Source organism: Agrobacterium sp. H141 (genome assembly GCF_057158725.1).
Genome location: NZ_CM169893.1, coordinates 2,482,335 through 2,509,287, shown reverse-complemented (window position 1 = coordinate 2,509,287; position 26,953 = coordinate 2,482,335). Strand labels below are relative to the sequence as shown.

25 protein-coding genes and 1 pseudogene are annotated in these 26,953 nt (G+C 54.9%); 16 read left to right on the top strand and 10 right to left on the bottom strand.

What is annotated here, in order from left to right:
- Positions 1-58: 58 nt before the first annotated feature.
- On the bottom strand, positions 59-577 hold the full coding sequence (locus ACWPM9_RS11435) for an IS66 family transposase (RefSeq protein ID WP_484757644.1): 519 nt from the start codon (positions 575-577) through the stop codon (positions 59-61).
- Positions 578-645: 68 nt separating this feature from the next.
- On the opposite strand from ACWPM9_RS11435, the gene ACWPM9_RS11430 reads away from it, so the two are divergent.
- The gene (locus tag ACWPM9_RS11430; RefSeq protein ID WP_484755221.1) at positions 646-816 is read left to right on the top strand and encodes a hypothetical protein; all 171 of its coding nucleotides are present in this window, start codon (positions 646-648) and stop codon (positions 814-816) included.
- On the opposite strand, the gene ACWPM9_RS11425 is transcribed toward ACWPM9_RS11430, so the two are convergent.
- Both ACWPM9_RS11425 and ACWPM9_RS11420 read right to left on the bottom strand, forming a co-directional pair.
- Positions 813-1,838 (bottom strand): inositol-3-phosphate synthase, encoded by a 1,026-nt coding sequence (locus tag ACWPM9_RS11425; protein ID WP_484755220.1) that lies wholly within the window; start codon positions 1,836-1,838, stop codon positions 813-815. The genes ACWPM9_RS11430 and ACWPM9_RS11425 overlap by 4 nt on opposite strands.
- An 11-nt stretch (positions 1,839-1,849) precedes the next feature.
- A complete protein-coding gene (locus ACWPM9_RS11420) occupies positions 1,850-3,169 on the bottom strand; it encodes a glycosyltransferase (protein WP_484755219.1) in 1,320 nt (439 codons plus the stop codon).
- Between the two features lie 194 nt (positions 3,170-3,363).
- Between ACWPM9_RS11420 and ACWPM9_RS11415 the strand changes: the two genes are divergently transcribed.
- Genes ACWPM9_RS11415 through ACWPM9_RS11395 form a run of 5 tightly spaced genes read left to right on the top strand, consistent with a single transcriptional unit; the run spans position 3,364 to position 7,549 of the window.
- Positions 3,364-4,314, top strand: coding sequence for an aminoglycoside phosphotransferase family protein (locus ACWPM9_RS11415; RefSeq protein WP_484755218.1), 951 nt, complete (start codon positions 3,364-3,366; stop codon positions 4,312-4,314).
- Positions 4,315-4,324: 10 nt separating this feature from the next.
- On the top strand, positions 4,325-5,125 hold the full coding sequence (locus ACWPM9_RS11410; protein ID WP_484755217.1) for a 1-deoxy-D-xylulose-5-phosphate synthase N-terminal domain-containing protein: 801 nt from the start codon (positions 4,325-4,327) through the stop codon (positions 5,123-5,125).
- The gene (locus tag ACWPM9_RS11405; protein WP_484755216.1) at positions 5,122-6,015 is read left to right on the top strand and encodes a transketolase family protein; all 894 of its coding nucleotides are present in this window, start codon (positions 5,122-5,124) and stop codon (positions 6,013-6,015) included. The genes ACWPM9_RS11410 and ACWPM9_RS11405 overlap by 4 nt, the downstream gene beginning before the upstream one ends.
- Positions 6,016-6,029: 14 nt before the next feature.
- Positions 6,030-6,797, top strand: a complete 768-nt coding sequence (locus tag ACWPM9_RS11400; RefSeq protein WP_484755215.1) for an SDR family NAD(P)-dependent oxidoreductase — start codon at positions 6,030-6,032, stop codon at positions 6,795-6,797.
- Complete coding sequence (locus ACWPM9_RS11395) at positions 6,794-7,549, top strand: SDR family NAD(P)-dependent oxidoreductase (RefSeq protein ID WP_484755214.1); 756 nt, start codon at positions 6,794-6,796, stop codon at positions 7,547-7,549. Before ACWPM9_RS11400 ends, ACWPM9_RS11395 begins: the two co-directional genes overlap by 4 nt.
- On the opposite strand, the gene ACWPM9_RS11390 is transcribed toward ACWPM9_RS11395, so the two are convergent.
- Positions 7,536-8,288 (bottom strand): SDR family NAD(P)-dependent oxidoreductase, encoded by a 753-nt coding sequence (locus tag ACWPM9_RS11390; protein WP_484755213.1) that lies wholly within the window; start codon positions 8,286-8,288, stop codon positions 7,536-7,538. The genes ACWPM9_RS11395 and ACWPM9_RS11390 overlap by 14 nt on opposite strands.
- A gap of 208 nt (positions 8,289-8,496) precedes the next feature.
- Here ACWPM9_RS11390 and ACWPM9_RS11385 point away from each other — a divergent pair, with 208 nt between their 5' ends.
- A complete protein-coding gene (locus tag ACWPM9_RS11385) occupies positions 8,497-9,924 on the top strand; it encodes a GMC oxidoreductase (RefSeq protein ID WP_484755212.1) in 1,428 nt (475 codons plus the stop codon).
- Positions 9,925-10,362: 438 nt separating this feature from the next.
- Here ACWPM9_RS11385 and ACWPM9_RS11380 read toward each other — a convergent pair whose 3' ends face one another.
- Positions 10,363-10,851, bottom strand: a complete 489-nt coding sequence (locus tag ACWPM9_RS11380; protein WP_484755211.1) for an NUDIX hydrolase — start codon at positions 10,849-10,851, stop codon at positions 10,363-10,365.
- A gap of 176 nt (positions 10,852-11,027) precedes the next feature.
- On the opposite strand from ACWPM9_RS11380, the gene ACWPM9_RS11375 reads away from it, so the two are divergent.
- From ACWPM9_RS11375 to ACWPM9_RS11355, 5 genes are all read left to right on the top strand, one after another.
- Positions 11,028-12,266 (top strand): methionine adenosyltransferase, encoded by a 1,239-nt coding sequence (locus ACWPM9_RS11375; protein WP_484755210.1) that lies wholly within the window; start codon positions 11,028-11,030, stop codon positions 12,264-12,266.
- 32 nt (positions 12,267-12,298) lie between these two features.
- Entirely contained in the window at positions 12,299-13,114 is an 816-nt protein-coding gene (locus ACWPM9_RS11370; RefSeq protein WP_484755209.1) for a hypothetical protein, read from the top strand.
- A complete protein-coding gene (locus ACWPM9_RS11365) occupies positions 13,111-13,959 on the top strand; it encodes a sugar phosphate isomerase/epimerase family protein (protein WP_484755208.1) in 849 nt (282 codons plus the stop codon). The genes ACWPM9_RS11370 and ACWPM9_RS11365 overlap by 4 nt, the downstream gene beginning before the upstream one ends.
- Positions 13,960-14,033: 74 nt before the next feature.
- On the top strand, positions 14,034-14,330 hold the full coding sequence (locus ACWPM9_RS11360; RefSeq protein ID WP_484755207.1) for a hypothetical protein: 297 nt from the start codon (positions 14,034-14,036) through the stop codon (positions 14,328-14,330).
- A gap of 74 nt (positions 14,331-14,404) precedes the next feature.
- Positions 14,405-15,538 carry a hypothetical protein gene (locus ACWPM9_RS11355; protein ID WP_484755206.1) on the top strand — a complete coding sequence of 378 codons (1,134 nt, stop codon included), beginning with the start codon at positions 14,405-14,407 and terminating at the stop codon, positions 15,536-15,538.
- A gap of 77 nt (positions 15,539-15,615) precedes the next feature.
- Here the strand turns inward: ACWPM9_RS11355 and ACWPM9_RS11350 are convergent.
- Positions 15,616-15,914 (bottom strand): annotated as a pseudogene (locus ACWPM9_RS11350) (aldehyde dehydrogenase family protein); the annotation flags it as partial.
- A gap of 277 nt (positions 15,915-16,191) precedes the next feature.
- Entirely contained in the window at positions 16,192-16,713 is a 522-nt protein-coding gene (gene tnpA, locus ACWPM9_RS11345; RefSeq protein WP_484755205.1) for an IS66 family insertion sequence element accessory protein TnpA, read from the bottom strand.
- Positions 16,714-17,995: 1,282 nt separating this feature from the next.
- Here tnpA and ACWPM9_RS11340 point away from each other — a divergent pair.
- Positions 17,996-21,025 carry a TrlF family AAA-like ATPase gene (locus tag ACWPM9_RS11340; protein ID WP_484755204.1) on the top strand — a complete coding sequence of 1,010 codons (3,030 nt, stop codon included), beginning with the start codon at positions 17,996-17,998 and terminating at the stop codon, positions 21,023-21,025.
- Between the two features lie 10 nt (positions 21,026-21,035).
- A complete protein-coding gene (locus ACWPM9_RS11335) occupies positions 21,036-21,980 on the top strand; it encodes a DUF2971 domain-containing protein (protein ID WP_484755203.1) in 945 nt (314 codons plus the stop codon).
- 87 nt (positions 21,981-22,067) lie between these two features.
- Here the strand turns inward: ACWPM9_RS11335 and ACWPM9_RS11330 are convergent, their stop codons facing one another.
- The 3 genes from ACWPM9_RS11330 to ACWPM9_RS11320 all read right to left on the bottom strand — a co-directional run bounded on the left by ACWPM9_RS11330 (position 22,068) and on the right by ACWPM9_RS11320 (position 25,854).
- A complete protein-coding gene (locus ACWPM9_RS11330; RefSeq protein ID WP_484755202.1) occupies positions 22,068-23,282 on the bottom strand; it encodes a phospholipase D family protein in 1,215 nt (404 codons plus the stop codon).
- 190 nt (positions 23,283-23,472) lie between these two features.
- Positions 23,473-24,720, bottom strand: coding sequence for a hypothetical protein (locus ACWPM9_RS11325; protein WP_484755201.1), 1,248 nt, complete (start codon positions 24,718-24,720; stop codon positions 23,473-23,475).
- Between the two features lie 480 nt (positions 24,721-25,200).
- Entirely contained in the window at positions 25,201-25,854 is a 654-nt protein-coding gene (locus ACWPM9_RS11320) for a hypothetical protein (protein WP_484755200.1), read from the bottom strand.
- Positions 25,855-26,014: 160 nt separating this feature from the next.
- Here ACWPM9_RS11320 and ACWPM9_RS11315 point away from each other — a divergent pair, with 160 nt between their 5' ends.
- Positions 26,015-26,227, top strand: a complete 213-nt coding sequence (locus tag ACWPM9_RS11315; protein ID WP_484755199.1) for a helix-turn-helix domain-containing protein — start codon at positions 26,015-26,017, stop codon at positions 26,225-26,227.
- Between the two features lie 212 nt (positions 26,228-26,439).
- Positions 26,440-26,667: a hypothetical protein gene (locus tag ACWPM9_RS11310; RefSeq protein ID WP_484755198.1), complete on the top strand. Its 228-nt coding sequence runs from the start codon at positions 26,440-26,442 to the stop codon at positions 26,665-26,667.
- The last annotated feature ends 286 nt before the right edge of the window (positions 26,668-26,953 follow it).

The window sequence follows — 26,953 nt, the reverse complement described above, 5'->3', positions numbered from 1 at the left end:
TTGACCGAGACCGACACTTGCTGACTGTAGAGATTTGAAGCTGGCCCCCGCAACCACTTTAAGCATGAATCACCATTACACCGATATAACAAGCACTTAAACCGACGATCTCTCGCGCCGCCTCTGTCATCCAGGGGCGGTTTTGCGTTTGTGAAACAGAGAATCGGCCGAGTCCTGGGGAATCCGCTTTCAATATGTCGAGAAGTTCGGGATATTTCTTTGCCAAACGGGTGCCTATCGCTTTAACGAACACCTCACGTGCCTTTGGTTTGCTCTGCAGCGTGCTGTGGGCAATCAGAAACAAATAGTCTGCCGCTTTGAAGCCTTGCCGGTCGGCCATGCGCTGGGGGACGTCGGTGAGATGTGCGTGGGACTCGACGTTATTGAGCTTGCAGGTTTCCACCAGCGAGCAGGCGACGGCCCAACGTAGTGCTCCGCCATCACTTCCGGCGAAGAGATAGTCCTTGCGCCCGAGGCTGACAGGCCGGATCGCCCGTTCGACGGGATTGGCCATCTCGATACGGCCATCGTTGAGGAAACGGGTAAGGCCGTCCCATCTGGAGAGCGCATAGTGAATAGCTTTCGCCAGCCAGTTCGCTGGCGCCAGGGACTAACGCAACCTGCGCCTCAAGCCAGGTCCTCAATGTGCTGACGAGCGGCTTGGAGCGGTTCCGCCGCGCTGCCAGCCTGTGGGGCGGCGACTGGCCGCGTACGTCCGTTTCGATGATGTATAATACCCTGACCGCAAATGGTCGCATCCACGTCACGGTAGCCATTGGCGAAGACACGTTGTCGGCACGCATTGGCATCAGCTAAGCGGCGGGCGCATTGCTGAGATGATCTGGCTTTGGGCTCTTGAAAAGATGCTGGCACAGTTCGAATTCAGGTGTATTTGGGTTTCGCAGCAAGTCCGCTGCACCCAAGATCGCGTCAAGAGATATGGACGACGAATTTGGACTGTCCTCGACGGTTAGGCGAACCTCGACTGAATATTTCATGCCCAATGGCCCCGTCCCTTCTATGTGTATGTAACCAACTTTATTGTCCTGCAAAGACTCGACGAAATCGCTCGGGCCGACGCCGATCCCGTCAAAGCCGCCGAGTACTTTCCTAAGTGCATCCGTCTTTGTTTCACGTTTTGCTTGGGAACGAGCCGGATCTCGCATGTTGAGAAAGTCGTGATTGCCGCCAATGTTCAGCTGATACGTGCGATCGACGGACACGCCCCGTCCGAGCAATGTTTCAAGAAGGGCCTCGTGAATGACTGTCGAGCCAACACAGCTTTTCATGTCGTCCCCCAGAAGCGGAAGGCCAGCCGATTTAAAGCGTCGCTGTAGGTTTGGTGATCGTCCGAGGAAGGCTGGAGTGCAATTGACAAGGCCGCATCCTGCATCGAGCGCAACGTCCGCATAAAATTCGGCTGCCTCTTGTGATCCCACAGGCAAGAAGATCACAACGATCTCTGCATGAGAGCGCCGCAGTATTTCGGCAACGCTTTCTTTGGTGGCAGTCGTGCAATCACGGTGAACCAACACGCGATCGCGCAGTATGTCCGGCACTCCGTCAAGCACCGGGCCCGCACGGACCACGACCTGCGTTGGAGCGATTTCAAAGTATTTCGACGTGCAGTTTGGAGGAGAAAACAATGCCTGATCTAACGTCTTACCGACTTTCCTTTCATCAACGTCGAACGCTGCGACTACGTTCACCTCCTCAACCGGTGTAAATGTCAGGCGCGATGGTGATTTGAAAGCACTTGCGGTCGACCGGGCTTGACCTACGAGTTGGACTAGAGAATTCGCACAATTTCCGGCTCCCACAATAGCAATATTCACCATGACCAGTCCTCCTATCCTTCTTTGTGTAGATCAGCATAAGCTGACGCATGCATTTGAACGCATTTCGCGTGACAAAAATCGCTTTCGACGCGTCGCCTCGAACGCTCCCCCATCAGCGTTCGGACACGCGGGGGCAGTGAAGCAAAAGCCGACAGGGAGCCCGCGATCGCCTCGGACTTTCCCGATGGTATAATCAAGCCGTTAAGCCCATCTTCCACAAGATCGGGAATACCGCCAACGTCGGTGGTCAAGATAGGCAGACGGCATGCCATGGCCTCTTGAATTGCCAAGGGCGAGCCCTCTTCCGAAGAAAATAAACAAAAGGCATCCGCCCTTGGGAGGATGGAGAATATCTCATCCCTCGTGCGGTGTCCCAAAAGCTCCACCGCCTCGATTCCAAGGGTTTCCGACCGAATGTCTTCCAAGAGTGGGCCGTCGCCAATTAAGACAAGGTGATGGCCTACGTGTCTGTCCGAATGAGATAGAAAGGCCCTGACAAGTTCATCGGCATTCTTTTTTTTCGTCATCCGAGACGCGTAGACAAAGGTCAATTCGCCATCGGTTGAATCGCGAGCTGTGTCGACGGCGTCGATCGCCGAAAGATCTTCCGTATTTATTACGGCGACAGGAATATGGTATTTGCGGACCGGTATTTCACGCCAGGCGCTCAAGGCACGTCTATTGATAAGAATAATCCGATCACAAATACTCGAGACAAAAACTTGTAGTTGACGATTCATGCAAGTGACTTGATCGAAAATCGATGACTTAGTCGAATATAGATCAGAAATGTCTCTTTCATTGCAAAATGAATGTAGATGCGTCATATGTTTGGTTGACATCCACTTGAAGTGCAACCCGTGGGGCGGCATAAAGTCTTCACATGTCTCACGCCCGATTGTCGAGCGATAAAGGTCAGCGAATTCGAGGGAAACCTCACTCAGAATATTTTCCTCGGTCTCAGGCGGATACTTCCGCCTCACGGAGTCTAACAGCCGTTGAAGTTGTCGAAAACCGAACCTGCAATACGATACACAAAGATCTCCATAGAATGTGTGACTATGTACGATATCAATCCTTTGCTCGACCAGTGCTCTAAGGACGTTATTTGGTCCCGACAAGTTATGATCGAACGGTATTACAGAGATTCCTGCCCGATCGAAACGGCCGTAGACAGCGATATCATGGCCTTTGCCATGGCTCTTAATCTCGATCACATAAAGCCTCAAATTGGGCTCGGCGTGGCCAAGTGAACTGAGGAGCTTCTCCAAAAAGACGTGATCTCCTCCAACGAAGGAGAGATCCGTAACAACGTGCAAAATCCTGATCATGGTGAACCTCGTTTAAGATTGACCAGCCCACGATCGCAATCGACCCGGTCTCGGTAAGCTTTAGCGGCGTAACCGTGACCGAGAGACCATAGGGTGAGCACAATCTAAAATCAAAACGCTGTGCTAAAACCTATCTTGACGTGTGAGGTCAGGGGCGTAGCTTTTCCAAAAGTCATTCTGGAGTGGATCGGCAAATGCAGCAACTTGATGCCACTGATGTCGCAAAAATCGCGGCCGCGTACGGCATTAGAGATTGGTCGATTGCCCAGGATCGAAGCACCCTCAGTGATGGGTCATTTGTGCTCAAAACCGAGGTAGCCTCGTTTCTTGTCAAAGAAAAGCCGCCGTATCGAGCGCTGCGAGACTGGATCGGCCCAAAATTTCAGAGCCATGCCTTCCATCAAGGCGCGCAGGTACCTCGGGTCTTAAAAACAAATGACGGCGCCGAGATTATGAAAATACACGGGTCGTCAATACCGCGGTATTGCTACGTCCAAGAGTATATTGATGGACAAGGCTGGGAGGGCTCTGCAGAGCAGCGAAAGTCACTTGGAAAGTGTCTCGCGGTTTTGCATGCTTCATGCTTACCGGTTAATCCTGGAACAAGCCTGTCGGCCGGACCAAGAGCGAGGTTCTTCGTTTCAAAGCTTCTGGGCTGGTTGGAAATGCCGGGTGCTACCAAAATTGATCGGCGGATAAGACGCCGTATTATTGACCTCGTGCAGACGTTCGATCCTGTCGATGAGCCCGCAGTGATCCACGGCGATGTCAATACCACCAATCTGACATTTGGTCAGATGTGCTACATTTTCGATTTTGATGACGCCCGTATCTGCTCGCGACGGACGGACGTCTCGAATATGTTGCTTTTCAGCTGCGGTTTAGAGTTAGACATACGAACGAAGAGAATTTTATCTTGGCCAGCACATTTGGACGTGGAACAATCTAAACATACGCTGCATGCATACTTAGAAAATTCAATATTTCCAAAAATAAATCCGAGATTAGACATATTTATGTTAAATGCTATCGTGGTACTATGTATAGTCATAATTAAGGGTTACTACAGTTCATTGATGGATGAAAATATTCTCGATTTTTTTGGGGATAGCGGGAACGAAGCGTTCATGGCAGGGTGCTGCTAGGGAGTTGGACATGGATGTTTTGTCGAGACAGATACGCGCTGAGATAATGGGTATACTGACTTCCTCCATGATAGGTGGTCACATCGGGCCGGCTTTTTCGCTTGTGGAGTTACTTCGCGCAGCATTGATCGAAATCGAGGCGCCGCTCAAATTATATGACGAAAACCGGCGTCGCGTCGTCCTGAGCAAGGGCCATGGGTGCCTGGCGCTATACGCAATTCTCCTTCTCGCAGGGCGTATTCCGCCAGATGAAAGATCGAGGTTCTGCGCGGTGGGCGCGCAACTGGGCGGCCACCCCGAGCGCAATCTCAAGTTTGGTATTCAAGCCACGACCGGCTCGCTCGGGCATGGCCTCCCGTTAGCGGTGGGGATGGCACTTGCGGACAGGATGCATGGCTTGCGCGACCGCGACGTCGTGGTGATCGTGGGCGACGGCGAACTCAATGAAGGTTCGAATTGGGAGGCAGCATTGCACGCCAGCAAACATGGCTTGGCAAACTTGCGCGTGCTGGTCGACCAGAATCTCCATCAATGCAACGGTCCCGTCGAGCGGGTCCTGCCGGTACCCGAGCTAGCGGCGGCATGGGCCTCACTTGGGTGGAATGTGCATAATCTCGACGGACATGACCCCGATGAGATCAGACGCATTTTGAACCTTGAGGCTGATGATCGGCCTCGCCTGATCATAGGCCAGACGATCAAGGGTTGGGGGATGCCTGTCAATGAAGGCAGCCCGGCTTGCCATTACACGCCTGAGTTTGATCCCCATTTCGCCGACTGGCAAAAAGCGCTGGATAGAGGGGCGCGATGAGACAGGCGATTTCCGAAGCTTTGGAAAACCTCGCGGCGAAAGACCCCCGAGTTGTTTTGGTTGGCTCGGACCTGGGACCTGGCGCATTTGACAGGTTTAACGAAAAGTTCCCAGGCCGCGCCTATATGGAAGGGATATCGGAGCAGTATATCATTGGAATGGCAGCGGGTCTCGCAGCGAGCGGTTTCATACCCTATGTGCAAACTATCGCAACATTTTTAACTCGACGGGCATTCGAGCAAATCTATCTCGATGCAGGTGTCCAGAAGCTTCCGGTACGATTGTTGGGTTCGGGCGGAGGAATGGTCTACTCGACATTGGGTCCAACCCATACAGCGATTGACGATTTTGCTATCTTGAGTGTGGTCCCCAATCTGACGATATTGGCGCCGGCCACGCCGGCCGAAGCTTTCTCGTTGATCACCGAATATCATGAGATGCCTGGCCCCATCTATTTGCGGATCGGAAGAGGACCGGGCCAGGGCGGAAAGTCGATGCCGCTCAGAGACCCCTGCGAAGTTGCCGGGAAGACCCTTGTGCTCTCGACCGGAACAATCTCGAGCCGCATCGAAACCTTGAAATTCAGCGGCGATGCGCGTGAAAGGGTTTTTACCCTCCATGTTCCTGTTCTTAAGCCTATCAACGCCCAGTTTTTTGAGCCATATCTCCGGATGTGTCGAAACATTGTTACGATCGAGGAACATGTGGAGTTCGGCGGACTACAAACCCAAGTCCTCCATCTACTGAACAAACTGCGGCTGTCTCGTCCTGTCGCATCGCGTTTTCTAGACTACGATGCAGGATCGACCTATGGGCGCGCGGATGACGCACTCCAACGCCTCAAATTTGGTGAAGATGAGCTTTCGGAATTCATTGCCAGTCAAGCTTAGAACGGAGGCTTTAATTGCTGGAACTGCAGAATAGAGCGGCAATAATCACTGGTGGAGCGTCGGGCATTGGACGGGCAACGGTGGAAGTTTTTCTTCGATCCGGCGCGTCAGTTCTTGTCCTAGACGTCGATGATGCGGCAGGTGCGAAACTCATTCAAGAGGTGAATGGCGGCGATCGGTTACGCTTCGTTCACGGGAGCGTGCTTGATGAAACTGCTATCGAATTTGCATGTTCTGAATGCGTTCGCGGCTTTGGAAAAATCGACACGCTGGTGAACAATGCTGGAATTTTCATCATGCGGGGTTCAAGCGGCACGAGGGAGGAATGGGTTCGTTCACTGGAGGGCAATGTGGTGGCCTATGCCATGACCGCGCAAGCCATTGTTCCCAAGATTCTCGAGGCGGGCGGCGGCTCCGTTGTGAATGTGTGTTCGATATCGGCGCATATCGCACAAAAGAATTTCTGGACTTACAGCGCCGCTAAAGGTGCGGTGCACACACTCACAAAATGCATGGCGCTGGATTTTGCTCCGTTGGTGCGCGTCAATTCCGTCAGCCCAGGCACAATATGGACCGACTCGAATAAGGAATTCATGATGCGGGAGTGGGGATACGACCGACGGGCTGCAGATTCAGCACCTGATATCGGTGGTAAACATATCCTACGTCGGTGCGGCGACCCATCTGAAGTGGCGGAGGCGATCTCCTTTCTCGCTTCCGCTCGCGCAAGCTTCATCACCGGCGCCGACTTGCTTGTAGATGGAGGCTACACAGCGCTTTGACCAATCGACGAACCGCTGTAGTCACTGGCGTGGGCGGCGCCATCGGCAAGGCGGTGACACTTGAGTTGCTGGCTCGAGGGGTCACCGTAATAGCCACCTCGACAAACGCCGTATCGTTAGCCGCGGAGATGGATGGATTCGTCGAACAGGGAGTCCTCGAGATTGAACATCTGGATTTTTTGAATGCGGATCTCGTATCTCGGTTTGTCGAAAAGATTTCCAAACGTCGGGTCGATATCCTGATCAACAATGCCGCTGTCTACCTCGATGACCCCAGAGCGATCGACGATGCGGAATTGTTTCGCTTTCCGATCGATCAGCTCGAACAAACGATTGACGTCAATTGTCTTGGCGCTTTTCGCCTGTGTTGGGCCGTGATCCCGGGGATGATCACCAGAGACTTTGGCCGCGTGGTTAACGTATCGAGCGGCATGGGTCGCTTAATGGATATCTCATCACAATCGACATTCTACGCCCTTTCAAAACTCATGCTGAATGGAATGACGATAGCACTGGCAGAAGCCACGCAAGGAAAGAATGTGTTGGTCAACGCAGTTTGTCCGGGCTGGGTCAGGTCACGAATGGGGGGGGCTAAGGCACCCGTTGATCCTCATCACGCTGCCCAGGAAATCATCCGATTGGGCCTTCTTCCGGACAATGGGGATAATGGTCGGTTTTGGCGCGACGGCTTGGAGCTCGATTGGAACTTCAGCCCACGGGGCGAAGCCAGGCTCCGGCTCAAAAGTGAATGAATTCGCGGCTCATCCCGTCCACAAGGAGATGAGATCCCGAGATGAAAGACGCTGCGGGACTTGAAATAAACACTACTGACTTTGCGACTTCGTTTGGCGTGCAGAAGCGGCCCATAATGTTCTTTCGCATGCCTTCCTCGAAGCGTTCAGGCCTCTCAACCCTTAGCCTTCCCCAAATGTTTCTGTCGTCGTAGACCTCGCCTGGGGAAATGACATTCACGCGAATGTTTTCGGGTGCCAATTGTCTCGCAAGCGATCCACAATAGCTCAGGAGCGCTGCCTTGGCGGCGGCATAAGACTTATAGCGCGGCAGAGGAAGCAAGGCGGCCTGTGAACCGATCACAGTCAAAGCGCCGCGCTTCGATAGCCGGAGGCCAGGCAGGAACAGCTCAATGGCATTCGCAAATCCCTCCACGTCGACGCGCAGACACTCCGAAAGGTCTCGCGACTGTGCACTCACATTCCAGACGACGATATCAAATCCACCAAGGTTATCGTACATTGACGCAATCCATGCTTCCAAAGCAACGCGATCCGCAGCATCGACCGGTGCGGTGAAAACCCGGCCCTTGAAGTGATCTTTCGCCAGCTTGTCACGTTCCTGGTCAAGCTCACTCGCGGTGCGGGAACAAAACGCAACGTCGCACCCATCAGCAAGAAAAGCACGAACAAGGGCACCACCTATCCCGCGGGTACCTCCAACAACGACGACCCTCATTCCCGCCAGTTCAAGGTCCACATCGACCTCCTTGAAGGAAAACTCTCGACAAATTCCACAAAAACTTCAAAATCCTTAGTTGTGGAACAATCAGCGATCCTATTTTAAAGGTCAAGATGCCATGAATGCGGGTTCGGAGATTTGCGCTGACATATGCCTTGTGGGTAGCGGGCCAGCAGCAGTCTCAGTTGCACATGAGATAATGATGCGTGCACCTCATTGTCGGGTAATGATCCTCGAATCCTCGGCTTCCAACCACACTGTGATTTCCACCCCGTATCAGCTGCTCCGAAACCGGGGAGGACGCCGAAGCCGCGATTTTGGATCTGATGTGCAAGATCTTTATGGAGGGTTTGCCAAGGGGTGGATCGCCGATGCCAAGCCGTCTTACTTAACCCAGTCTCGTCTACGCGCTTTCGGAGGCACTGGGCGCGTCTGGAGTGGTTGGTGGTGCCCGCTTTCACGAAGGGATTTCTTCGCCAGTATGGAGTTGAGCTGGCCATTGGAGTACGAAGAAGTCCGACACTGGACGGATATCGCCCTGCAGGCTGCCAGACTGCCTGAACTTGCTCTGATGGAAAAGTGGCTTGAGCCGACAAATTCTATGCTCACCGACAGCGCGCTTCGATGCGAGGGAATCTATCTGAAGGATTTCAATTTTTCCGAGTTAGTGCGAGACAATGCCGCTTTGGATGTAAGGATGAACTCCAATGTCGTTAGGATCGGGCTGAGTAGTGACGGGAGATCGATTTCGCATCTAGATGTCTTGTCCTTCGATGAGGACGGCCAACCGGGTAAGCGTTTCAAGGCACGTGCTGAAATTTACGTCCTGTGTGCAGGGACTTTGGAAAACACGCGGTTGTTGCTTCATTCTGAGTTGGCACCAAGCCTTCCGGCGCTCGGTGTCTTTTTCAACGAGCATCCTTATGTCTGGAACGCCGGCTCTGTTGCGGAAAACCACGAGAACGCGCTTTTGCGTGCTCTGACGAAAGCAGTTGCATTTAACGGGCATGAAATTCTTCCCGTCCTTACTCCAACAGTTGACCAGGACTGTAAATGCGCCCCGCCAAATTTTCGCGCGATCTTGGGCGGATTGGGTGAGGATGGTGTGATTAATCTATCGTGGGAAACCCTTCCCAAAAAATGCAACAGGATTTTCCTTGATACGACGGGAGACGTGGATCGAGCCGGTCTCCATAAACTGGTCTTAAGTCACCATCTCGATGAGGATGATTGGAATGGGGTACACCGAAACTTGGAGCGCCTGATGGACTATTTGAGCCAACATTTTGGCGTGAAATGCCCTTGGAATCCAGCCGAAAGCCCAAAGGCCTTCATTCAAAACCGTCTTGCGCCGGGAAATCACCCTGCAGGCTCGACCAGAATGGGAAAATCGGTTGAACATGCTGTTGTAGACAGCGATTGCAGGGTTTTTGGTACAGAAAATCTTTTTGTGACCGGAGGAGGAATTTTCTCGAAGTCCGGTTACGCAAATCCAACGCTCACCATTTGTGCGCTCGCGCGCAGGCTAGCCGCGTTTATCACGCGAGATATGGGTCGCTCATTTGAAACGCATTCACGTCATTGGCCCGCCCGGCTCCGGAAAATCAACGATCGGAAATCTGATAGGAAAGAATTTAGGATACAGCGTCACTGAACTAGACGCGCTTTATTGGCAACCTGACTGGTCGAGGGCTGCAGATGACGCGTTCATGTTAGACGTTCAGCGGGTTGTTGACGGAGAACAATGGGTGGTAATCGGCTCGTACCCGCAGGTTTCAGACGAAATTTTTCACGCGGCAGACACGCTTATATATCTCAGCGTTTCTAAGTGGACCGCTTTTCGTCGGGTAACATCTCGCTCGCTTTCTCTGATTTGGAATCGGACGTTGCTTTGGAATGGCAACACGGAAACACTGAAACGCCTACTTTCCCGTAACTCGATGCCATTGTTTGTTTTGCGCAGTTACAAGGACTTTGTATTGATGCGAGAACACCTTCGTGTGCAATGCGGCAAGACCCAAAAGTGTTTCATAGAGATTGACGCGACAGAAAATATCTCAAAAATCATGAGCGATTTATCAAGGCAATGTCTCTACAAACGGATAACGACTGGCTCATTGGGATAGTCCTTAGCGGAAAGTGCAACGACAGCATCTTTCAAGATCTGAGGAAACACAGTTTCCTGAGTATCTCTAAGCTGACTCGGGCTCCACCACATCAGGGTCTTAACAACCGACTTTTCTTCTAAGGAAAGATTCATGCTCTCCGGCTTGAAGTCATTGATGTACGCTACAAAAAAGGTCTCGTGGAAATGGGTTAGCTCACCCTTAACTGCCAGTATTTGCTCGCCTATCCAGATTTTCGGCCCCAGCTCGATCTGGACGCCAGTTTCTTCAAGTCCTTCTCGCACTGCCGCTGCTTCAACGGTCTCGCCAGGCTCGATGCGGCCGCCGAGTGTGATCCAAAAACCTTTGGATTTGTCAACGCTGACATCCGTGATCGACGGATCCTCGATCTTCATCAGTAAGATATGACCTGCAGGATTGAACACGAGCAAACGTACCGTTGTTCTCTGTTTCATACATCCCTCCTGCAGATGATTATTGGTCTAACTCTTCCATAAGCGGGACATGTCATCAACCAAATAATGCATCTTATACTTGCCAAACCGCCCGCATTGAATATTTTTGGTATTGCTCGCCCGGCGGGATATTTCCCTGAAGTCATCAGGGCAATTGAGCGCTCGAGGAGGCAATAATGAACGTTTTAGAAAACGCGCCGAAATCTCAGTTGATCAAAATAGCGAAGTCTGCGCAATCGGTGTTCAGCAGTCGAGAATTCGAAGTCGTCGAGCGAAAGGGGAGCGGACATCCAGACACGCTGTGTGATAACATGGCTGAGACGGCGTCCCGGCTTTACGCACGCTATTGCCTCGATCGATTTGGACGCGTGCCCCATCACTGGTTTGACAAGGTGATGTTGATTGGAGGCGACGCTGATATCGACTACGGCCGCGGCGTATTGCTCGAACCCTATAGGGTTATTTTTGCAGGAAAAGCGGCGCGCGCCGTCGGAGCGCAAACCATTCCCGTAGCTGACATTGTCACGCAGGCCGCAAAGCACGTCCTTACCACCCAGCTCACCGGTTTCAATCCCGCAGAACATCTGGTTGTCGAAGATCATGTGCGAAAGAGCAGAGGGCCTGGGCAGATCAGGACCCGATATACACCAACGCTTGTCTCTGATCTGGACGATTTCGGTGGCGACAACCTCGTCTCCAATGATTGTAACCTTTGCGTCGGCTACGCCCCACTTAGTGCAATCGAAAGCGTTGTCTTGTCCGCGGAAAGGTTTCTCCAGTCCGCGGAGGTCCGGAAAAGACTGCCTTTCATCGGCCATGATATAAAGCTCGTCGGTACGAGGCGCGGATGTGATTACCACCTGCTTGTCAATCTGCCGATGCTGGCGGAAAGGGTGAACTCATTTGACGATTACCTGTCGAAGGTCGAGATGGTCGAGACGGCTCTCAGAAGCCATACAGATGAACGACTTCCTCAGATCGCCATCGTCATCAATCCTGAACGAAAATGGGGGCGGGCGTACCTGACCGTCACCGGGTCTGTCGCCGACACAGGCGACGTTGGGGTTACCGGGCGTGGCAATCGACAAAACGGATTGATTACGCCAATGCGGCCAATGAGTATGGAGGCAACGGCCGGGAAAAATCCGCTTGACCACACCGGAAAGCTTTACGGCGTGCTTGCACGAGACTTGGCGCAGGAGTTGGCGGACCGATTAAATTCGGAAGTGACAGTGTCGATCAACACATCCAAAGGGGCTAAGCTCTCAGCTCCCGACTCGTTTGTCATCGAGCTGAGCAAAGTGCCCGAGGACGTTGACATCTTGGACGAAGTGAGAAGTCGCGCCCTTCGGGCGTTAGCAAATCTCGGCGAGGTCAGCAGAGGGCTTGTCGTCGGCTCTGAAGATTTGTGGTGATGGGCTGAACCATGCCTAGTGAATTTTTGCTTATGACCAAGCCCGAACTTTCGGAGGCTCTCCGGCCCGATGGAGCCTCGATATTCGATAAGGTCGCGGGCATTTTGATCTCACATGGTGTCGAGATTGTCGGTCAAAGGACATTCGACGGCCGTTCGGCAGCTGCTCTGCTAAAACTATTGTATCCGCGCTTGCACCTCGTGGCGCGTGCCGGTCTCATTGCGGCAAGCTCCAGCGCTAAAGCCCGCGCAAACGAATTTGCTCGGGCGGAAGGAGTGCGAATTGTATCGGCACAACGGTTCTTGCAATCCAACGCCCAGTTGACCCCACAGTCCCTGCAACAGCTTGGAGATGATGCTGGATGTCACAAGTTCGGAAACGGCACCTATGGCGCCCTGGTGGCTGCGTTCGGTCAGCGACTGCTGGTACTAAACCCCTTCTATCACGAATTTGCCGCGAGATTCCGCCCTGCAAAGGTGATCAAAGTGCTTCGATGCACGGCAGATCTTGATTGGGCTGACATCCGACAGGCTGTCATTGGTGACATCAACGCCCGATCCGCTTCCGATGGAAGCATCAGAAAATGGTTGTGGTCGGCGCAAGAAGAATACGGGCTGTCCGACATTGGACTTGCGCGCAATGGAGTGCACGTGTCGCCAGGACCGGTTGAGGCGCAATGGCAACTGGCACAGATTTTTGGGACAAAAGCCTCTTTTGTTTGCGAGAGTTTAGGCTCAAGCCGGATAAGAACAGCTCTCGATCTTTTCGAGGCGACAGAAGACTCCAACTTTGAGGATGCCGACGCGCTATCTGATTTTCTCAAGGCAAATATTGGGGTAAATCGGTGAGAGAAGAGCAGCGTCTTGGCATTCAAGTCAGCGTGAACCAACTTGACGGCGAATTGCTTGAGTGGATAGCCGGTTCTCGCCGACCTATCGAATTGGATGATTTCGGCCGTATTGGTAAGGTGGTAGACGCGGAAGCGCTCAAGTCCAAGATCAGAGATATTCGTCGACTCTTGAAGTCCCCGAAGATTGGAATTCACGGACCGGTCCCTGTTCCATCATTTGCGCCCTTTGATCCAGACATCCAAAAAATAGTTGATCAGCGGTTTGCTACGGCGCTCGGTCTTTCTCAGGAGATCGGGGCTTCCTACATGGTAATCCACAGCCCGTTCCTGTTTTTGGGCGAACCTTATATCACCAGCTCGCATGGTGATATCAAGAAGGACGCAGTTGATCATGCGATCAGGGCGATACGGCCGACATTGGAGATTGCGGAGCGTTACGGATGTACTCTCGTCGTTGAAAACGTGTGGGACAGTACACCGGAATTGCTGGTAAGACTGGTGAGAGAGCTGGAATCTGACTTCCTAAAAGTTAGCTTTGACATCGGGCATGCCTTCACAGCCGGTGGATCAAGATCGCTTCCGCCAGATTATTGGCTCAGGGAGATCGGCGGCTTGCTGGAGCATGTTCACTTGAGCGATTCTGATGGATATGCGGACAGGCATTGGCCTGTCGGAAATGGCAATATCAACTGGACGCCAGTTTTCAACGAAATTGAACGCCTTCCTTCTTTTGAATCCGTCAACTTAATCCTAGAATACAGACCTGAAGATCGAAACAAAGCAGTTTTTCAACGATCTGCCGATTACATCAGTGGAAAATGTGAGAAGCGCAAAATAGGCTAGGCTTTACTTCAGGTTGAATATGGATATTATGGCATCGTAGTCCGTACAAATCGAATAGCATCGGAGGAGTAGAAATGTCTTCTGAATTCAAAACATTCGATGATGTTGCAGGAGCGCTTTCTGCAAGCCACAAGATTGGCCAGGATGCGATACTTTCCGTGTTGCAGGATGGTATGCCTCGGCTTGTTTACTCGCCGATCGAAGTGGCGGCGATCGAAACAGCAAATATTACATCAGTTCCGCTGCCCACGGTTGAGGCAATTCTGAAGTCAGCGTGGACGAGTGCTATCAGCCACGCTGCTCGTGCAGAGGAAAAACGAGGCGTGCATTCAAATGAAAGCCTTACGGCCGCGGCTCACGTCCTGATGTGACGGTCGCGACATTACAACGGTCCCGTTTGGCATTCCTCGTCGAGTCTGCACGAGATTGTGTTCCATACTATCGCATGAGGTTTACGAACCTGCTGTCTTCTAGCTGGGGTGATATCCCGCGATTAGATCGCGAAACGGTTGCAACGCGAGAGCATATCTTTTGTTGCGATGACATCAGCAAGCATGAAGTAAGGCGGTTCTTCACATCCGGCACGTCTGGGACTCCGCTTGAGATAATGTGGGATCGCGACAAGCTCGTTCATGAGTGGATTTATCTTGTTCGTCTTCTCTGTGAATATCACGGACTGAAACCACCTACGCGCGTAAACAAATGGCTGTTCGTTAAGCTGACGGATAATCCCGCCACTACAGAGGGTACTGGTTCACATCTGCTACCGCACGTCGACTACGTAAACGCATTTCTTGAGCCAAATACGGTAGTACGAAGGCTCATGTCGATCGCCAGTCACGCCGCACATTATCAGACAATAATCGTGAATGTTATCCCTGGTCCAATCGCACGAATGGTGGCAACTTTGGATCAAAGCTTCGCAGTTAAGGTCGTGTTGAGTTCGGGCGAAATGCTTAAGAACCAGGATCGCTTCGCCTTAGCGCGGTTTTTTCGCGCGCCCTGTGTAAGTCTCTACGCCATGACAGAGACCGGGATCGTCGGGATCGAATGCGCTCGGCAAAACGGCTTTCACTTCGACCCAAGTTATTGCTTCGTGGAAGTAGACGACGACCGAAAAATGATCGTCACGTCCATGACAAATAAAGTAATGCCATTTATCAGATACAATATCGACGACAGAGGAGTTTTGGAAGAAGATCGATGCCCTTGTGGAAGCTGTCTGCCTCGCCTGAATTTGACAGGCGGTCGAACAGTCACATATTTTTATTCCTCTGACGGTTCGCTTTTCAATACGTTTGCTCTGGACAATGCAGCCGGAGAAATAGGGTTACCACCTTTTAAGCTCTTTCAGGCAGATCCGGGCCGCTACTATCTGATCCTTGAACATGGGGCTGACTGCAGCCCGGATATGTTGCAGCGGTTGAAGGCTTGTATAGCGCCTTTTGCCAAAACGGACGTCGAGATCGAGACGCTTTATCTCAAGGAAGAAACCGGCCCCGTCCCGAAGTTCTACCAGCTTGCTGGCGGAAGAGCAGAACTCAAAGAGCGTTTGGTCGCTCTGCCGCTGATCTCATGAGCCCACCTACGCTTGGGTCTCTGGTAGAGGCGACGGTTCAAGCGTCGTAAAATTAGGCTTGGGAGAAATTGTGCTGATCACAACAACCCACCCATACGGAAGCTCTTCATTTCCAGATACTCCTTGATCCGCGGCTGCGCGCCTTCGCGGCCGATGTCGGATTGCTTGACGGCGCCGAAGGGTGAATTCTCATCGAGAGTGAACTGGTATTCAGCCCGACCATGCCGAATTTCGGAGCTTCATCGACGCGCCAGACGCGCTTTGAATTTCCCGTGTAGAAATAGGCGGCCAATCCGTAGGGCGTGCTGTTAGTATTGGTGATGACCTCCTCCTCCGTCTTGAAACGGAAGAGCGGCGCGACGGGGCCGAAGGTTTGTAAGATCGCATGTCCATCTTCGTGACGCAGGTGGCTCGCCTTACACTGGTCTTCCGAGGGGTGCTTCGCGCGATGTCACGCGATAAAATCGCTGCGATAAGAACTGGCGGCACAAAAAAAGATTGACGTGCCCCCAAACGACATTCCGGAGCCGTCGTGTAACGGCGCTCAGGTCGCGATCCTCGCCTTTGGGAAAAGCCGACGTGCTCTGGAACAGCATCCGGATCACTGCCGACGGCAGCGAAGACGCGCCGTCCGTGAGGCAGATCGACCGCTGTCATCCCGTCAGGCGGATGCACGAGGTCCCGTTAGCACTAATAATGCCAACGATCGGACGGGCGGAGGGATGAAGATGGGCGCACCAGTCGATTTCAACCTCGCCCTCGTCCAGTCGGTCGCGCCAGCGGCGCAGCGAATACGGCGAGAGCTGCAATGCGGCAGCATATTCACGAACACCCATGCCGCTCCAGTTCATCGCTTCAACATGCATCGCCCAGAACGCCTGGACAGCATGGTCGCGCACGTCCGTGCTCACCGAGAAGCGCAACCGGTTTCGTCTCTTTTGCCGCTTCGCTCGTTCTTCCATGCGTTTCTGACGGCGCAATTCCGCCTGATATTCTGCCTGCTTACGCGCGGCGTCGTCGCCCGCAAAGTACTTAAGCCAACGATCGAGCGTGTCCTTCGCCAAGCGATGCACACGGCAATATTCCGTCCGCGTCAGTCCGCTACGCTGCCACGCTTCAACGTGAACCACCCAATAGGATTGCCGCGCCTTGTTCTTGAAATGTCTCAAATTCATCGGAGATCCTCCATGCATCGAAGGAGCCCGACATGGCGCGCAATTGCACTACTCAATCTGGGTGCACAGATCGGACGCTTACAAACGACCAAAGGACTGCCGCCCGCAATCGGCAGGTCGCGATTGCGGCTCCGACCGAAGCGCCCGGCGCTGATATATTGCCCGCCGTCAAACCACGCAGGAGGCGGATGATGGAATACTTTTGCGGACTGGATGTCGCGATTGAGGAGACGGCGGTGTGCGTCGTCGACGATCGCGGCGAGGTACAACCGAGCAACCCTGCGACCGCACGATAGCGGTCGAAGACTGAACACGCGAGCTCCGCTCCGGCGGATGAGGACCGATGCAGACCAGGAACGACGGAACGCACGATATCTTGCCTGCGGCCGTGCCGATCACACGATGGCCGGACCGCGCTCGAATGCCTGTGACGATGCTCCGTCAGTCCGATGGTAAATTGCGCCACGACGGTTCGGGCGCTGCCAATGTGCAGCCAAAACACCCCGTCGACGAGCGCGGAGGAGTGCACGGCGCACCGGAACTCGAACGCACTGAGCGGCAGCGTGTCGAAGAGAACAGCCCAGTATGTTATCGTAGCCACAAGGAAAAACGACGATGGCGAAAAGACCAGCAGAAACACGACCGATTAGGAGGGCTAGATAAAAGCAGGCGATGTGCGCCTTCGTTCGGTCGTGTGTTTTCAGAGGCTTATGAAGCGTTTGCGCGAGGTGCGCCTGATCGGCGCAGCCTGCGCATTCGCAATTTCTTAAACGATTTCCGTGGCTTGGCGCGATGTGTTGGGCCTCAGACATGCGCAGTGAGGAGGTTTTCCTGCTGAGACCAGCATTCCTGCGTAAGAGGTGTTGTCCTCGCACATTGACCAAGCTCGATTGGCCATTGCGAAAAATGGCGCTACGATATGGATGGCAATAATGCGCCAGAGGTGGTCATTGGCTCTGCGCGACACACCGTCTGACTTGGGGCCGGTTCCTGCCTGACAGCTTTGCATGACAGGTGAACGATAGCTGCCGTCCGTAGTGCGAAGGTGGACTAGGTTCGATCAAACTAGATACTGGACCTACGGCTGTCTCTGACACCGCCCGTGGGGTCTCTTAACACTTTGCTGGCGCTCGAAAGATTCCACTGGGAAAGACGATGCCCACACGGTAATTACTTGTCTGAGTAAAGCAGGAGATACGGAGATACGATCGCCGCACAGTACAATGCGCACCTCTTGAGGGCCTTGACGGCGTCGCCGAAAACAGCAGTCGGGGGAAACGGCGTGACCGGAAGCAAATGGCCGCGGGGCGCGGAGTGGCGGAAGTGGGACCTGCACGTCCACAGCCCGGCATCGCACGGGTTCACGGGCGACTATAACCAGTTCATCATCCAGCTGGGCAATGCCGATTGCGACGTGATTGGCATCAACGACTATTTCTCCGTCGCTGGCTACCGCGAAGTGGTCCGCCGGCTGGTCGATCCTGCCGGCGACACGGAAGGCAACGCAGCCTACCGCGACGCCCTTGATAAGCTGCGCAGCAAGATCCTGCTGCCGGTCGTCGAGTGCCGCATGACCAATGTGCTGATGAACAAGCAGGGAAAGGGCGGCCAGCGTCTCAACTTCCACCTGATATTCGACCCGGCGCTCGATCCGGACGATATTGAGACATTTCTGAAGAATCAGCAGGCCGGCGGCAGCTCGATCGGCGGGCGGTACGCCAGCAGCGAGTTCCTGCTGGGCGTGCAGGTCGATTTCAACGAAATCCTGAAGAAGCTGGGCGCGGACGGCAGCTTCCGCGGGCGGTATCTCGTCTGGCTGCCCTATGACGAATACGGCGGCATAGACAACATCGACCCGAATACTGATGCGATGCTCAAGCAGCACCTGATCCGTGACGCCGATATCCTGGGGTCGGCCAACAGGGCGCAAGCCGACTTCTTCCTATGGAAAAACCCCAAATACGGCGAGGACTCCTACCGCGAGTGGTTCGGGAGCCGGAAGCCGTGCATCAAGGGCAGCGACTCCCACAACGTCAACGACGAGCTTGGCAAGCTGAAGGATCAGGACTCCCGACCGACCGACAAATATTGCTGGATCAAGGCCGACCCGACCTTCGCCGGACTGCGTCAGATCATCAATGAGCCGGAGGACCGCGTCTATATCGGCCGCATCCCGCCCAAGCTCGAAGAGGTGCGCGGTAACGCCACGCGGTTCATTGACCGGCTTCACATTCGAAAGAACACCGACGCCGACACACCGGATACCTGGTTTGACAGCGAACTGCCGCTCAACGCCGACATGGTGGCCATCATCGGCAACAAGGGCAGCGGCAAGAGCGCGCTTGCCGATATCCTCGCCTTGGCCGGCAACACGCACTGCGACCCGGTGCATTTCTCGTTCCTCGTCAGGGAGCGCTTCTGCGAGCGCAGCGGGAAGCTCGCAAAGCAGTTCACTGTCCGCCCTGTCTGGGCCGACGGCACCGAGACAGCGCTACCGCTCAATGCGAAGCCCGACACCACCGGCGTCGAGCGCGTGCGCTACATTCCGCAGACCTATCTGGAAAAGGTCTGCACCGAGACGGAACCCGGCCAGCAGAGCGAATTCCAGGCCGAGCTGCGTAAGGTCATCTTCTCCCATATCAGCGAAGCCGACAGGCTCGGCCGGCAGTCGCTCGACGAGCTGATCGAGTACAAAACCGAGGAACTGAAAGGACAGATCGACAACGCACGGCGGGAGATCGAGCGGGTGAACGCCGAACTGGTGCGTCTCGAAGAAAAGGCGGCGCCCGCCTACACCGCGCGGATCGAGGCGCTGATGCGCCAGAAGCAGCAGGAACTGACAGCTCACGGGGAGATCGAGCCGGCAAAGGTCGAGCAGCCCGGCGAAGTCAGCCCCGAACAGACGGCGGCCTACGACGCCATCGCGGAAAAACTCGACACCGAGCGGGCCACGCTCAACCGCATCGATACGGAGACGGCAGAGACGACGCAGCAGCAGAAGACGCTGACCGAGAAGATTGCGCTCGCCCGAAAAGTCGAGAGCAAGATCGACAATTTCGAGAGCGAATATGCCCGCCTCGACCGCGAGACTGCGCCCGATCTTGAAAAGCTGGGACTGTCGCTCTCCACCCTGGTGTCGCTGACCGTCGATAAAGCGGCGCTCACCACCGCGCGCGACAGGCTAATGGCGGAAAAGACGCTTGTCGATGCCGCACTGGACGATGCCGGTACCGGCAGCCTTCCCGCGCAGAAAGCCGCCTGCCTGCTACGTATCGCCGGGCTTCAGGGGCAGCTCGATGCGCCGAACAAGCGCTTCCAGGAGTACAACGAGGCCCTGCGGTCCTGGCAGGAGAAGGGCCAGCTGATCGAAGGGGCAGCCGACAAGCCCGATACGCTGAAGGGCTATGAAGCGCAGCTCTCATACCTGAAGGCGGGCCTTCCCGGCGATATCGAGCAGCTGCGCACGCAGCGCCGGGACATCGCCCGGGGCATCCACAAATGCGTCGCGGCGATCCGCGACGCCTACAAGGAACTGTTCTCCGCAGTGCAGGAGCTGATCGGCTCCAGCGTCATCATCAAGGAAGGATTTAAGCTCACCTTCGAGAGCAGCATCATCGAGCGCAACCTCGAAGGCGACCTTTTCGACAAATTCGTTTCCACGGGCGTCGCCGGCTCGTTCTACCGCAAGGAAAAGGGCACGGCGCTCGAAGAAATCCGCGCGGATTTCAACGTAAATGACGAAGACGAGGCGCTCGCCTATGTCGAGAAGATCATCGCCTATCTCGAACGCGACATGCGCAACGCACAGCAGACGCCCACCGGCGTCGCCAGCCAGCTGCGTAAGAACGTCGATGTAAAAGCACTCTACGATTTCCTCTGGGGTCTCGGCTACCTGGAGCCGGAATATTCGCTGAAGCTGGACGGCAAGGACCTCAGCCACCTCTCCCCCGGCGAGCGCGGCACGCTCCTGCTGGTCTTCTACCTATTGGTCGATAAGAGCAACAAGCCGATCATCGTCGATCAGCCGGAAGAGAATCTCGACAGCCAGACCGTGTACCGGCTGCTGATCCCGGTCATCAAGGACGTGAAAAAGCGCCGCCAGATCATCATGGTGACGCACAGCCCGAACATCGCGGTGGTCTGTGACGCGGAACAGATTATCCACGCCCATATCGACCGTGCCGCCGGCAATGCCGTCATCTACACGATGGGCGCCATCGAGTCGCCGGCCATCAACCGCTTCCTCGTCGATGTGCTGGAAGGCACTCGGCCCGCCTTCGACAACCGCGACGCCAAGTACTTCGTTTCGTAGAGCGGCCGTCATGGCAAAACGGAAGATACCGGAGAGGCTCTACAAATACCGCGCATTCAGCAACCGCACGCTCGACGCGCTGATTGCGGACCAGATATTCTTTGCCGATCCCGGCACCTTCAACGACCCGCTCGACACGAGGCCTACTCTCGATACGGATATCGACGCCGACGCTCTGGCGGCAATCCTCGCGCGACTGGTCGAGCAGCGCGTCAGCGCCGAAATGAACGCGGCCGCAAAGACGATCCGGTACAGCGGACCGAAGACGATCAGCCACATAGCTGCCCACAGCCGGCGGCGCGCAGAACAGGTCGTCGCCGAAATCCGCTACCACGCGACCAACCCCGAATACGATATCGAAGACCCGGCCCGCTTCCTCTTCGGGCAATATGTCGAGGACGAACTTCTGAGGCGCTACGGCAAGGGTATCGTCTCCCTCGCGGAACGAGCCAACTGCCCGTTGATGTGGAGCCACTATGGCGACCAGCACAAGGGCGTGTGCATCGGCTATTCCATACCCGAGCGGGCGGCAGGCGACCTGCACAAAATAAGCTACGGCGGCAGCCGGCTGATCGCGGCGAGCGCTGTCGTCGCCATGCTTGACGGCGACGAGGAAGCCCGCCGCAAGGTGGACGACGCCGTCCTCACGAAGAAGGCCATCAACTGGCGCTACGAGCGCGAATGGCGGCTTATCGGCCCGCGCGGCCCGCAGGACTCCCCGCTAGAGATGGAAGAAGTGGTGTTCGGGATGCGGTGCTCGCACACGGTCAAATTTGCCATAGTCAAAGCCCTCGCGGGCCGCAGCCGCCCCGTCCGGTTCTATGAGATACGCGAGCGCCACGGGCGGTTCCTGCTGGGCCGCTACGCGCTTGATATCGATGAGCTTTCGCTCTCGCTGCCGCGGCGCGCCCTCGATGTGTGTGACCATTTCGAGGACCTGACCGACGAAGCATAGAGGCCACGCGGGTAAAGGCGGAGCATTCGAGGGTGTTGTTGGTGGTGGTCGCGAAGGTCGGCTCGGATATCTTCTGGACGATGCCAGTCATTTCGACGTCGGAGAGTAATAGATGGCGTCGAGCATGGCGACGCGCGCGTCCCAGAGTTCCATGTCGCGACCAACCGGGCGCGGCTCGTTAAACCAAGGCGCCTGCTGGATTGGCTCGATTACGCGCTGCCAATAGTTATCCAGAGACAGAGTCGTCGGCGCGAACGAGAGAGCTCCGGCAAGACCGATTGTATTGCCGGCATTCACACAAACGAACATGTCGGGACGCTTCATGGCAAGGAGACGGGTCGCCGGTCCGAGGCGAGCCGTGCGAGCCGATCCCGAGAAGGCGTCGGTAAAGGCCATTACATAGGTATCGAACTGGTGCTCGTTCACATCTCCGCGCCTCGGAATCGAATCCAGGGCTGCTGCGAGAGCGTCACTGCGCTGTCCGATCAGTTCCGCAAACGTGCCAGCGCCCCCCATTGAGCCGAACCAGGCCCAGTCGAACCCGTCGAGACCCGCCGCTTTGGCCTCGATTTCTCCAAGGACACCGGCAACACCTTTCCATTCTGCAACGGAAAGGCCGGCGAAAGCAGCAGTCTTGGCGAACATCTGCTGGATCTCACGGAGCAGCTTCATCCGCTTCTTGAAGTCGTGGTGCTGGTCCTGGCGGGCGAGCTTCACGAAGTCTTTCCAGGATATAGTCGCGAGCGATGAGTTGACACGCGACCAGTCCTTGGTCTCGGCAGGCAAGATTGGGTTTTTCGGCCTCGGCGTCTTGCCAGCCGCTTCGGACTGTCGGCGATAGCTGTCTGCAAGTTTCCGGGTAATCGGAAGATGGAGGGGCTCATACCGAGTGAGTTGATCGCGGACCTGCTCAAAGAAGCTATCGTTTGCTGGACCTTTGACATGAATACTGGCCTCAAGGTTTCCGCCCAGACCACCCTTGGTGAAGTTGGCGCTTCCGACTATGGCCTCGGCCTTTGCGCCCGACTGAAAGTAGAAGATCTTCGGATGGAAGCAGCCAGGCCGATTTTTCGCGACGAAGGCGTTAGGGACGTCGATAAGGCGATCGATGAGGTCAGGGTCGGTAGCTGAGAAGTCGACACCGAGCAGTACGGATTGAAATTTGGCAGTGTTTGCGAGCAATTTCTCGGCAACTTCAGTCAGTTCGCCCCAGGCAACAGCGATGGAGATTTGCTCGTGCTTCTCAATGAGTGCGGGCAGACGCCTCGCAATCGCCTTTGCTTCCAGTAATGCGATCTCCATTTGCCGTCCCGTCGCCTTTCCAATCCGATCCGATACGATGATCTTCGGATCTACCAGCGCCTACGCAGAAGGAATAGTATCGCTGCGGGAGCAGCTATCTAGGATAAGTTCTCGCTGCCGCATCCCATGCTCCAGTACATGCTCTCTCATGAAGGTTACGACGATCAATTTGAACCACTCCACGTTCCCGTTAAAGGCGTGGCTTAATCCGTTCGGGGACATTGTACGCCTGAACGGTGATCGTGATCTCTCTGTTCGCATCATCCTTATGCCCAAACAAATAGGTCCAACTGCTTTCAGAGCGTTTTCGGGTCATCTTTTTGAAATTGGGATGGCCCGGGGTCGCTTCCTCAATCTTCGCAAGAACCCCGCTGAAGTCCTTGTTGCGATTGAAAACAAGGACGGCAGCCTTTGTGTCTCGCCAGCTTAAATAGGATAACACTTGGTCCAACGTTTCGAGATAGCCTTTTTCACCCGTCCAGAACTTGCACTCGCCTACGAATATGTTCTTTCCATCGACTTTGATGAGAATGTCGGACTTGCCCTCATAATTGAAAGTTTCACCAGTTGCGTCGCCCGAAAAGTGGCCATTGAGCTGTACCAAGAAATGTGTCCGTAAGCTCTCTTCGTCGATTTCTCGAAATGCGCCAGGACTTTGCTCCATCACGCCGACCATATTTTCCAATACGGACAGGATATGCTCGTAATCTTCGATGCTGAGTATTGGCTCTGGCTTGAAGGGCTCACGAGAGGGGACAGGCTTCGGTACGGTGGGACGAATCTTTCGCCGCACAGATGGAGCGACAAAGGTCTGGCTTGCGCCCGGGCGCTCTTTTATTTTGAAGCCAAGTCCTGCGACAAGCGATTTGTCTTTAAGCAGTTTCTCCTTGCGGCGCTCAATCGCCTGCATCGCCAAGCTTTCCAAGCTGCTATTATACAACATTGCGTCGTTCGCCAGCCAGCCAAGATGCTCGTTGAGCGATCTCACGACTCCGTCGATTTCCTGTTTCACCCGTTCAGGACTAAGATCAGCTCCCGTGATGGAGAATGAAACGATGCCATCCCCAATGACCGCTCGTGGATTGTTAAAATTGCGCGTCGTCGGCTGGATATCAAATCCGAGCTTATTGCCGGTAAAGGGAATTTCGACGTCCACGGACGTGCCAGTGATATGATATGATCGGGACCGGTCGCTTATCCATCTGTTGTGATCACGGCTTACGTCGATTTGGGTCTCGCGTTGATCGACCACTAGATCGTCAGGGAATATCTGTGGTACTTCAAATGCCATATCGCTCGCATAAAATTGAGCTAAATCAGTAGTCGAAGTGTTTAGTAATTCGTCGCCACTTTTCCGCTCGATAGCGTCTAGGAGCTGCCTTTTCCATTGCTCTTGTGTCGCAAACCAATCACCCTTGTTGAATAGAAGATCGGGCACTCCATTTCGATAACTGCGCATTTGTAAGCAACCCCAAAACCGAACACTCGGCAGGAGTGTATACTAACGCCTTAGCAATATATCGAGTTTCGCTGAAATAACGGGATTGCACACAGGAATATTAAGAAGTCGGTATCTCCTGCGCCCCGGAAGGCCAACGGGTAGACCCTTCATCCCGAAGTCTGGTTGCAATATGATAGTCCTAGCGATCTAGGCGTGGCTCCAACTACGCGCCAAGCCATTGCCGATGCAACGCCGCACGCCACCCTATTTTGAGGTTGGGCCGAAGCCGTCCAAATGGCCGCTTTGGGAGTTGTCGCGGCGTACTGGATGACCAAGATGAAGGCGCGAAACTGCACCGTGGAGTTGGCCAGCCATAACCGCTTCTGGCCGAATCCTGCCATTGCTGCAAGAGCGTAACGACCGGGTCGGAGCATGTGGGCGCCTCGCGACTGAGACCGACGTCCCCATCGAGGCATTTCATGGCGCAACGCCGTTGGCGCCAAGCCGCGCTATGCGCACAAGGTCAGCAAGCGCCAATCGGATGTGGGGCCAAGGAAACTCGGAACCATCCTCCCAGATATTGCCTTCCCGCAGAACAGCGTCGAGTTTGGCTGCTACACCGACCAGCGAAGTTGCGGGCATAGCTGCCATGGCGTCGAGCAGGTCCGTCGCTCGATCAGCGGATTCCCGCTCGGCTTGCACCGTGGCTGAATAGCCAATGTCCCGGTCAGTCAGGTCCCACCGCAGCTTATGATCCTCGAACTCGGCCGCGGCCTCCGCGCAGGCTGCTGCCTCCTCAGGAGCGAGACGAAGCACATCATGGATCGCCTCGCGCGAATACGCCGCCACATGCTCGCCATCGGATAACCGGATGAGTGAGAAAGGAAAGCCGACGGTCTGTATGAGTTGCCGTTCGAGGCCTTGCTGCCGACGGCAAAGGCGTTCCGTCAGACGGTGAGCATCCTGCCATTGACGCCAGAGCGTCAGGACAGGGTCCGAGGATGCCTCTGGCATGACGGTGTCGAAGGCGAAGGCGCCGGAGCCCCATGCTCCCACCACAATGGCGGTACCTGACAGCATCTTCCTGCGGGTGACGTATGGCAAAGTCGTGGTATTGTCAGAATCAACCATGATCTGAGCTCCGAACAGCTTGGGTTGTGGTCAGGCTGAGTGGAGTGTTCCCGCACTCCGCTTAGCCGCTTGCATGAGTCAAATTATATCACAGACATAATTTGGCGGCTCGATAAATTATGTCAAGGTAATAATTTTGATCACAGAAGAGCAAATCCGAATGGCACGAGCGGCCCTGAAATGGGGCGTCCGGGATTTGGCCCGCGAAGCTCATGTGACAGCAGCGACCATTACACGTATTGAATCTGGCAAATCGGCACACGCTTCAACGCTAAAGGCCATTCAAATGGCGTTCGAAGGCGCCGGAATCGAGTTCATCCCAGAGAACGGCAGTGGCCCGGGCGTGCGACTGGCAAAGAAGATCACGAGTTAGATATACGTTTTATACGCTCTTCCTACGCTGCGGTACGATCGCGGCTAAGTAACTGTTGCAAAGCAATTATTTCCTGCTTTGACTCGTCTGATGGCAGTCAGAAACGAGCAGGAGGAGGTAGCATCCCATGCCCGCATCAGACCGTATCATCCGGTCGAATACCGGGCGATTCCGCACGAGCCTGTCCGGCTTGCCAATGGGAGAGCACGGCGATGGAAGATGACGGAAGCCGCACCGACAGAGAGAGACCGGCGAACGACAACCCTGCGCCTCATGGGCAGGAGAGCGAGGGTAAGGCCAAGCCAAAGGCTTCCGGTAAGCTCGACGCAGCTGTGCTGTCCATTGCCCGGATGATCGGCAGGCAGATGGCGCGGGAACACTTCGAGGCACAGCAGGCCGCCAACGACAACAGGAGAGGAGGCACGGCGGAGGATGTTTAGCACTGTCGCGGCCTTTGCGGACGTCCGAAAACGGCTTGCCTCAGAACTCTGCTTGCAGTTACGATTCCTGACGAGGCCGCACAGTCCGAAATCTGTGTGGTGCCATGAAAGCCTTTTTTGGCTTGAACGATTGGGCCAGAGCAAAGTCGTCCCCTCAAGGCCCAGCCGCTAACGCGGTGGCGCGTACCGCGCCAGCCTTGACCGGCCGTCTTCGCTCAGGCGTTCGGCCGGGACGCAAGGAAAGGCGGATTGCGGGCGCTGCAACCGCGCCCGTCTCGGCCACGAA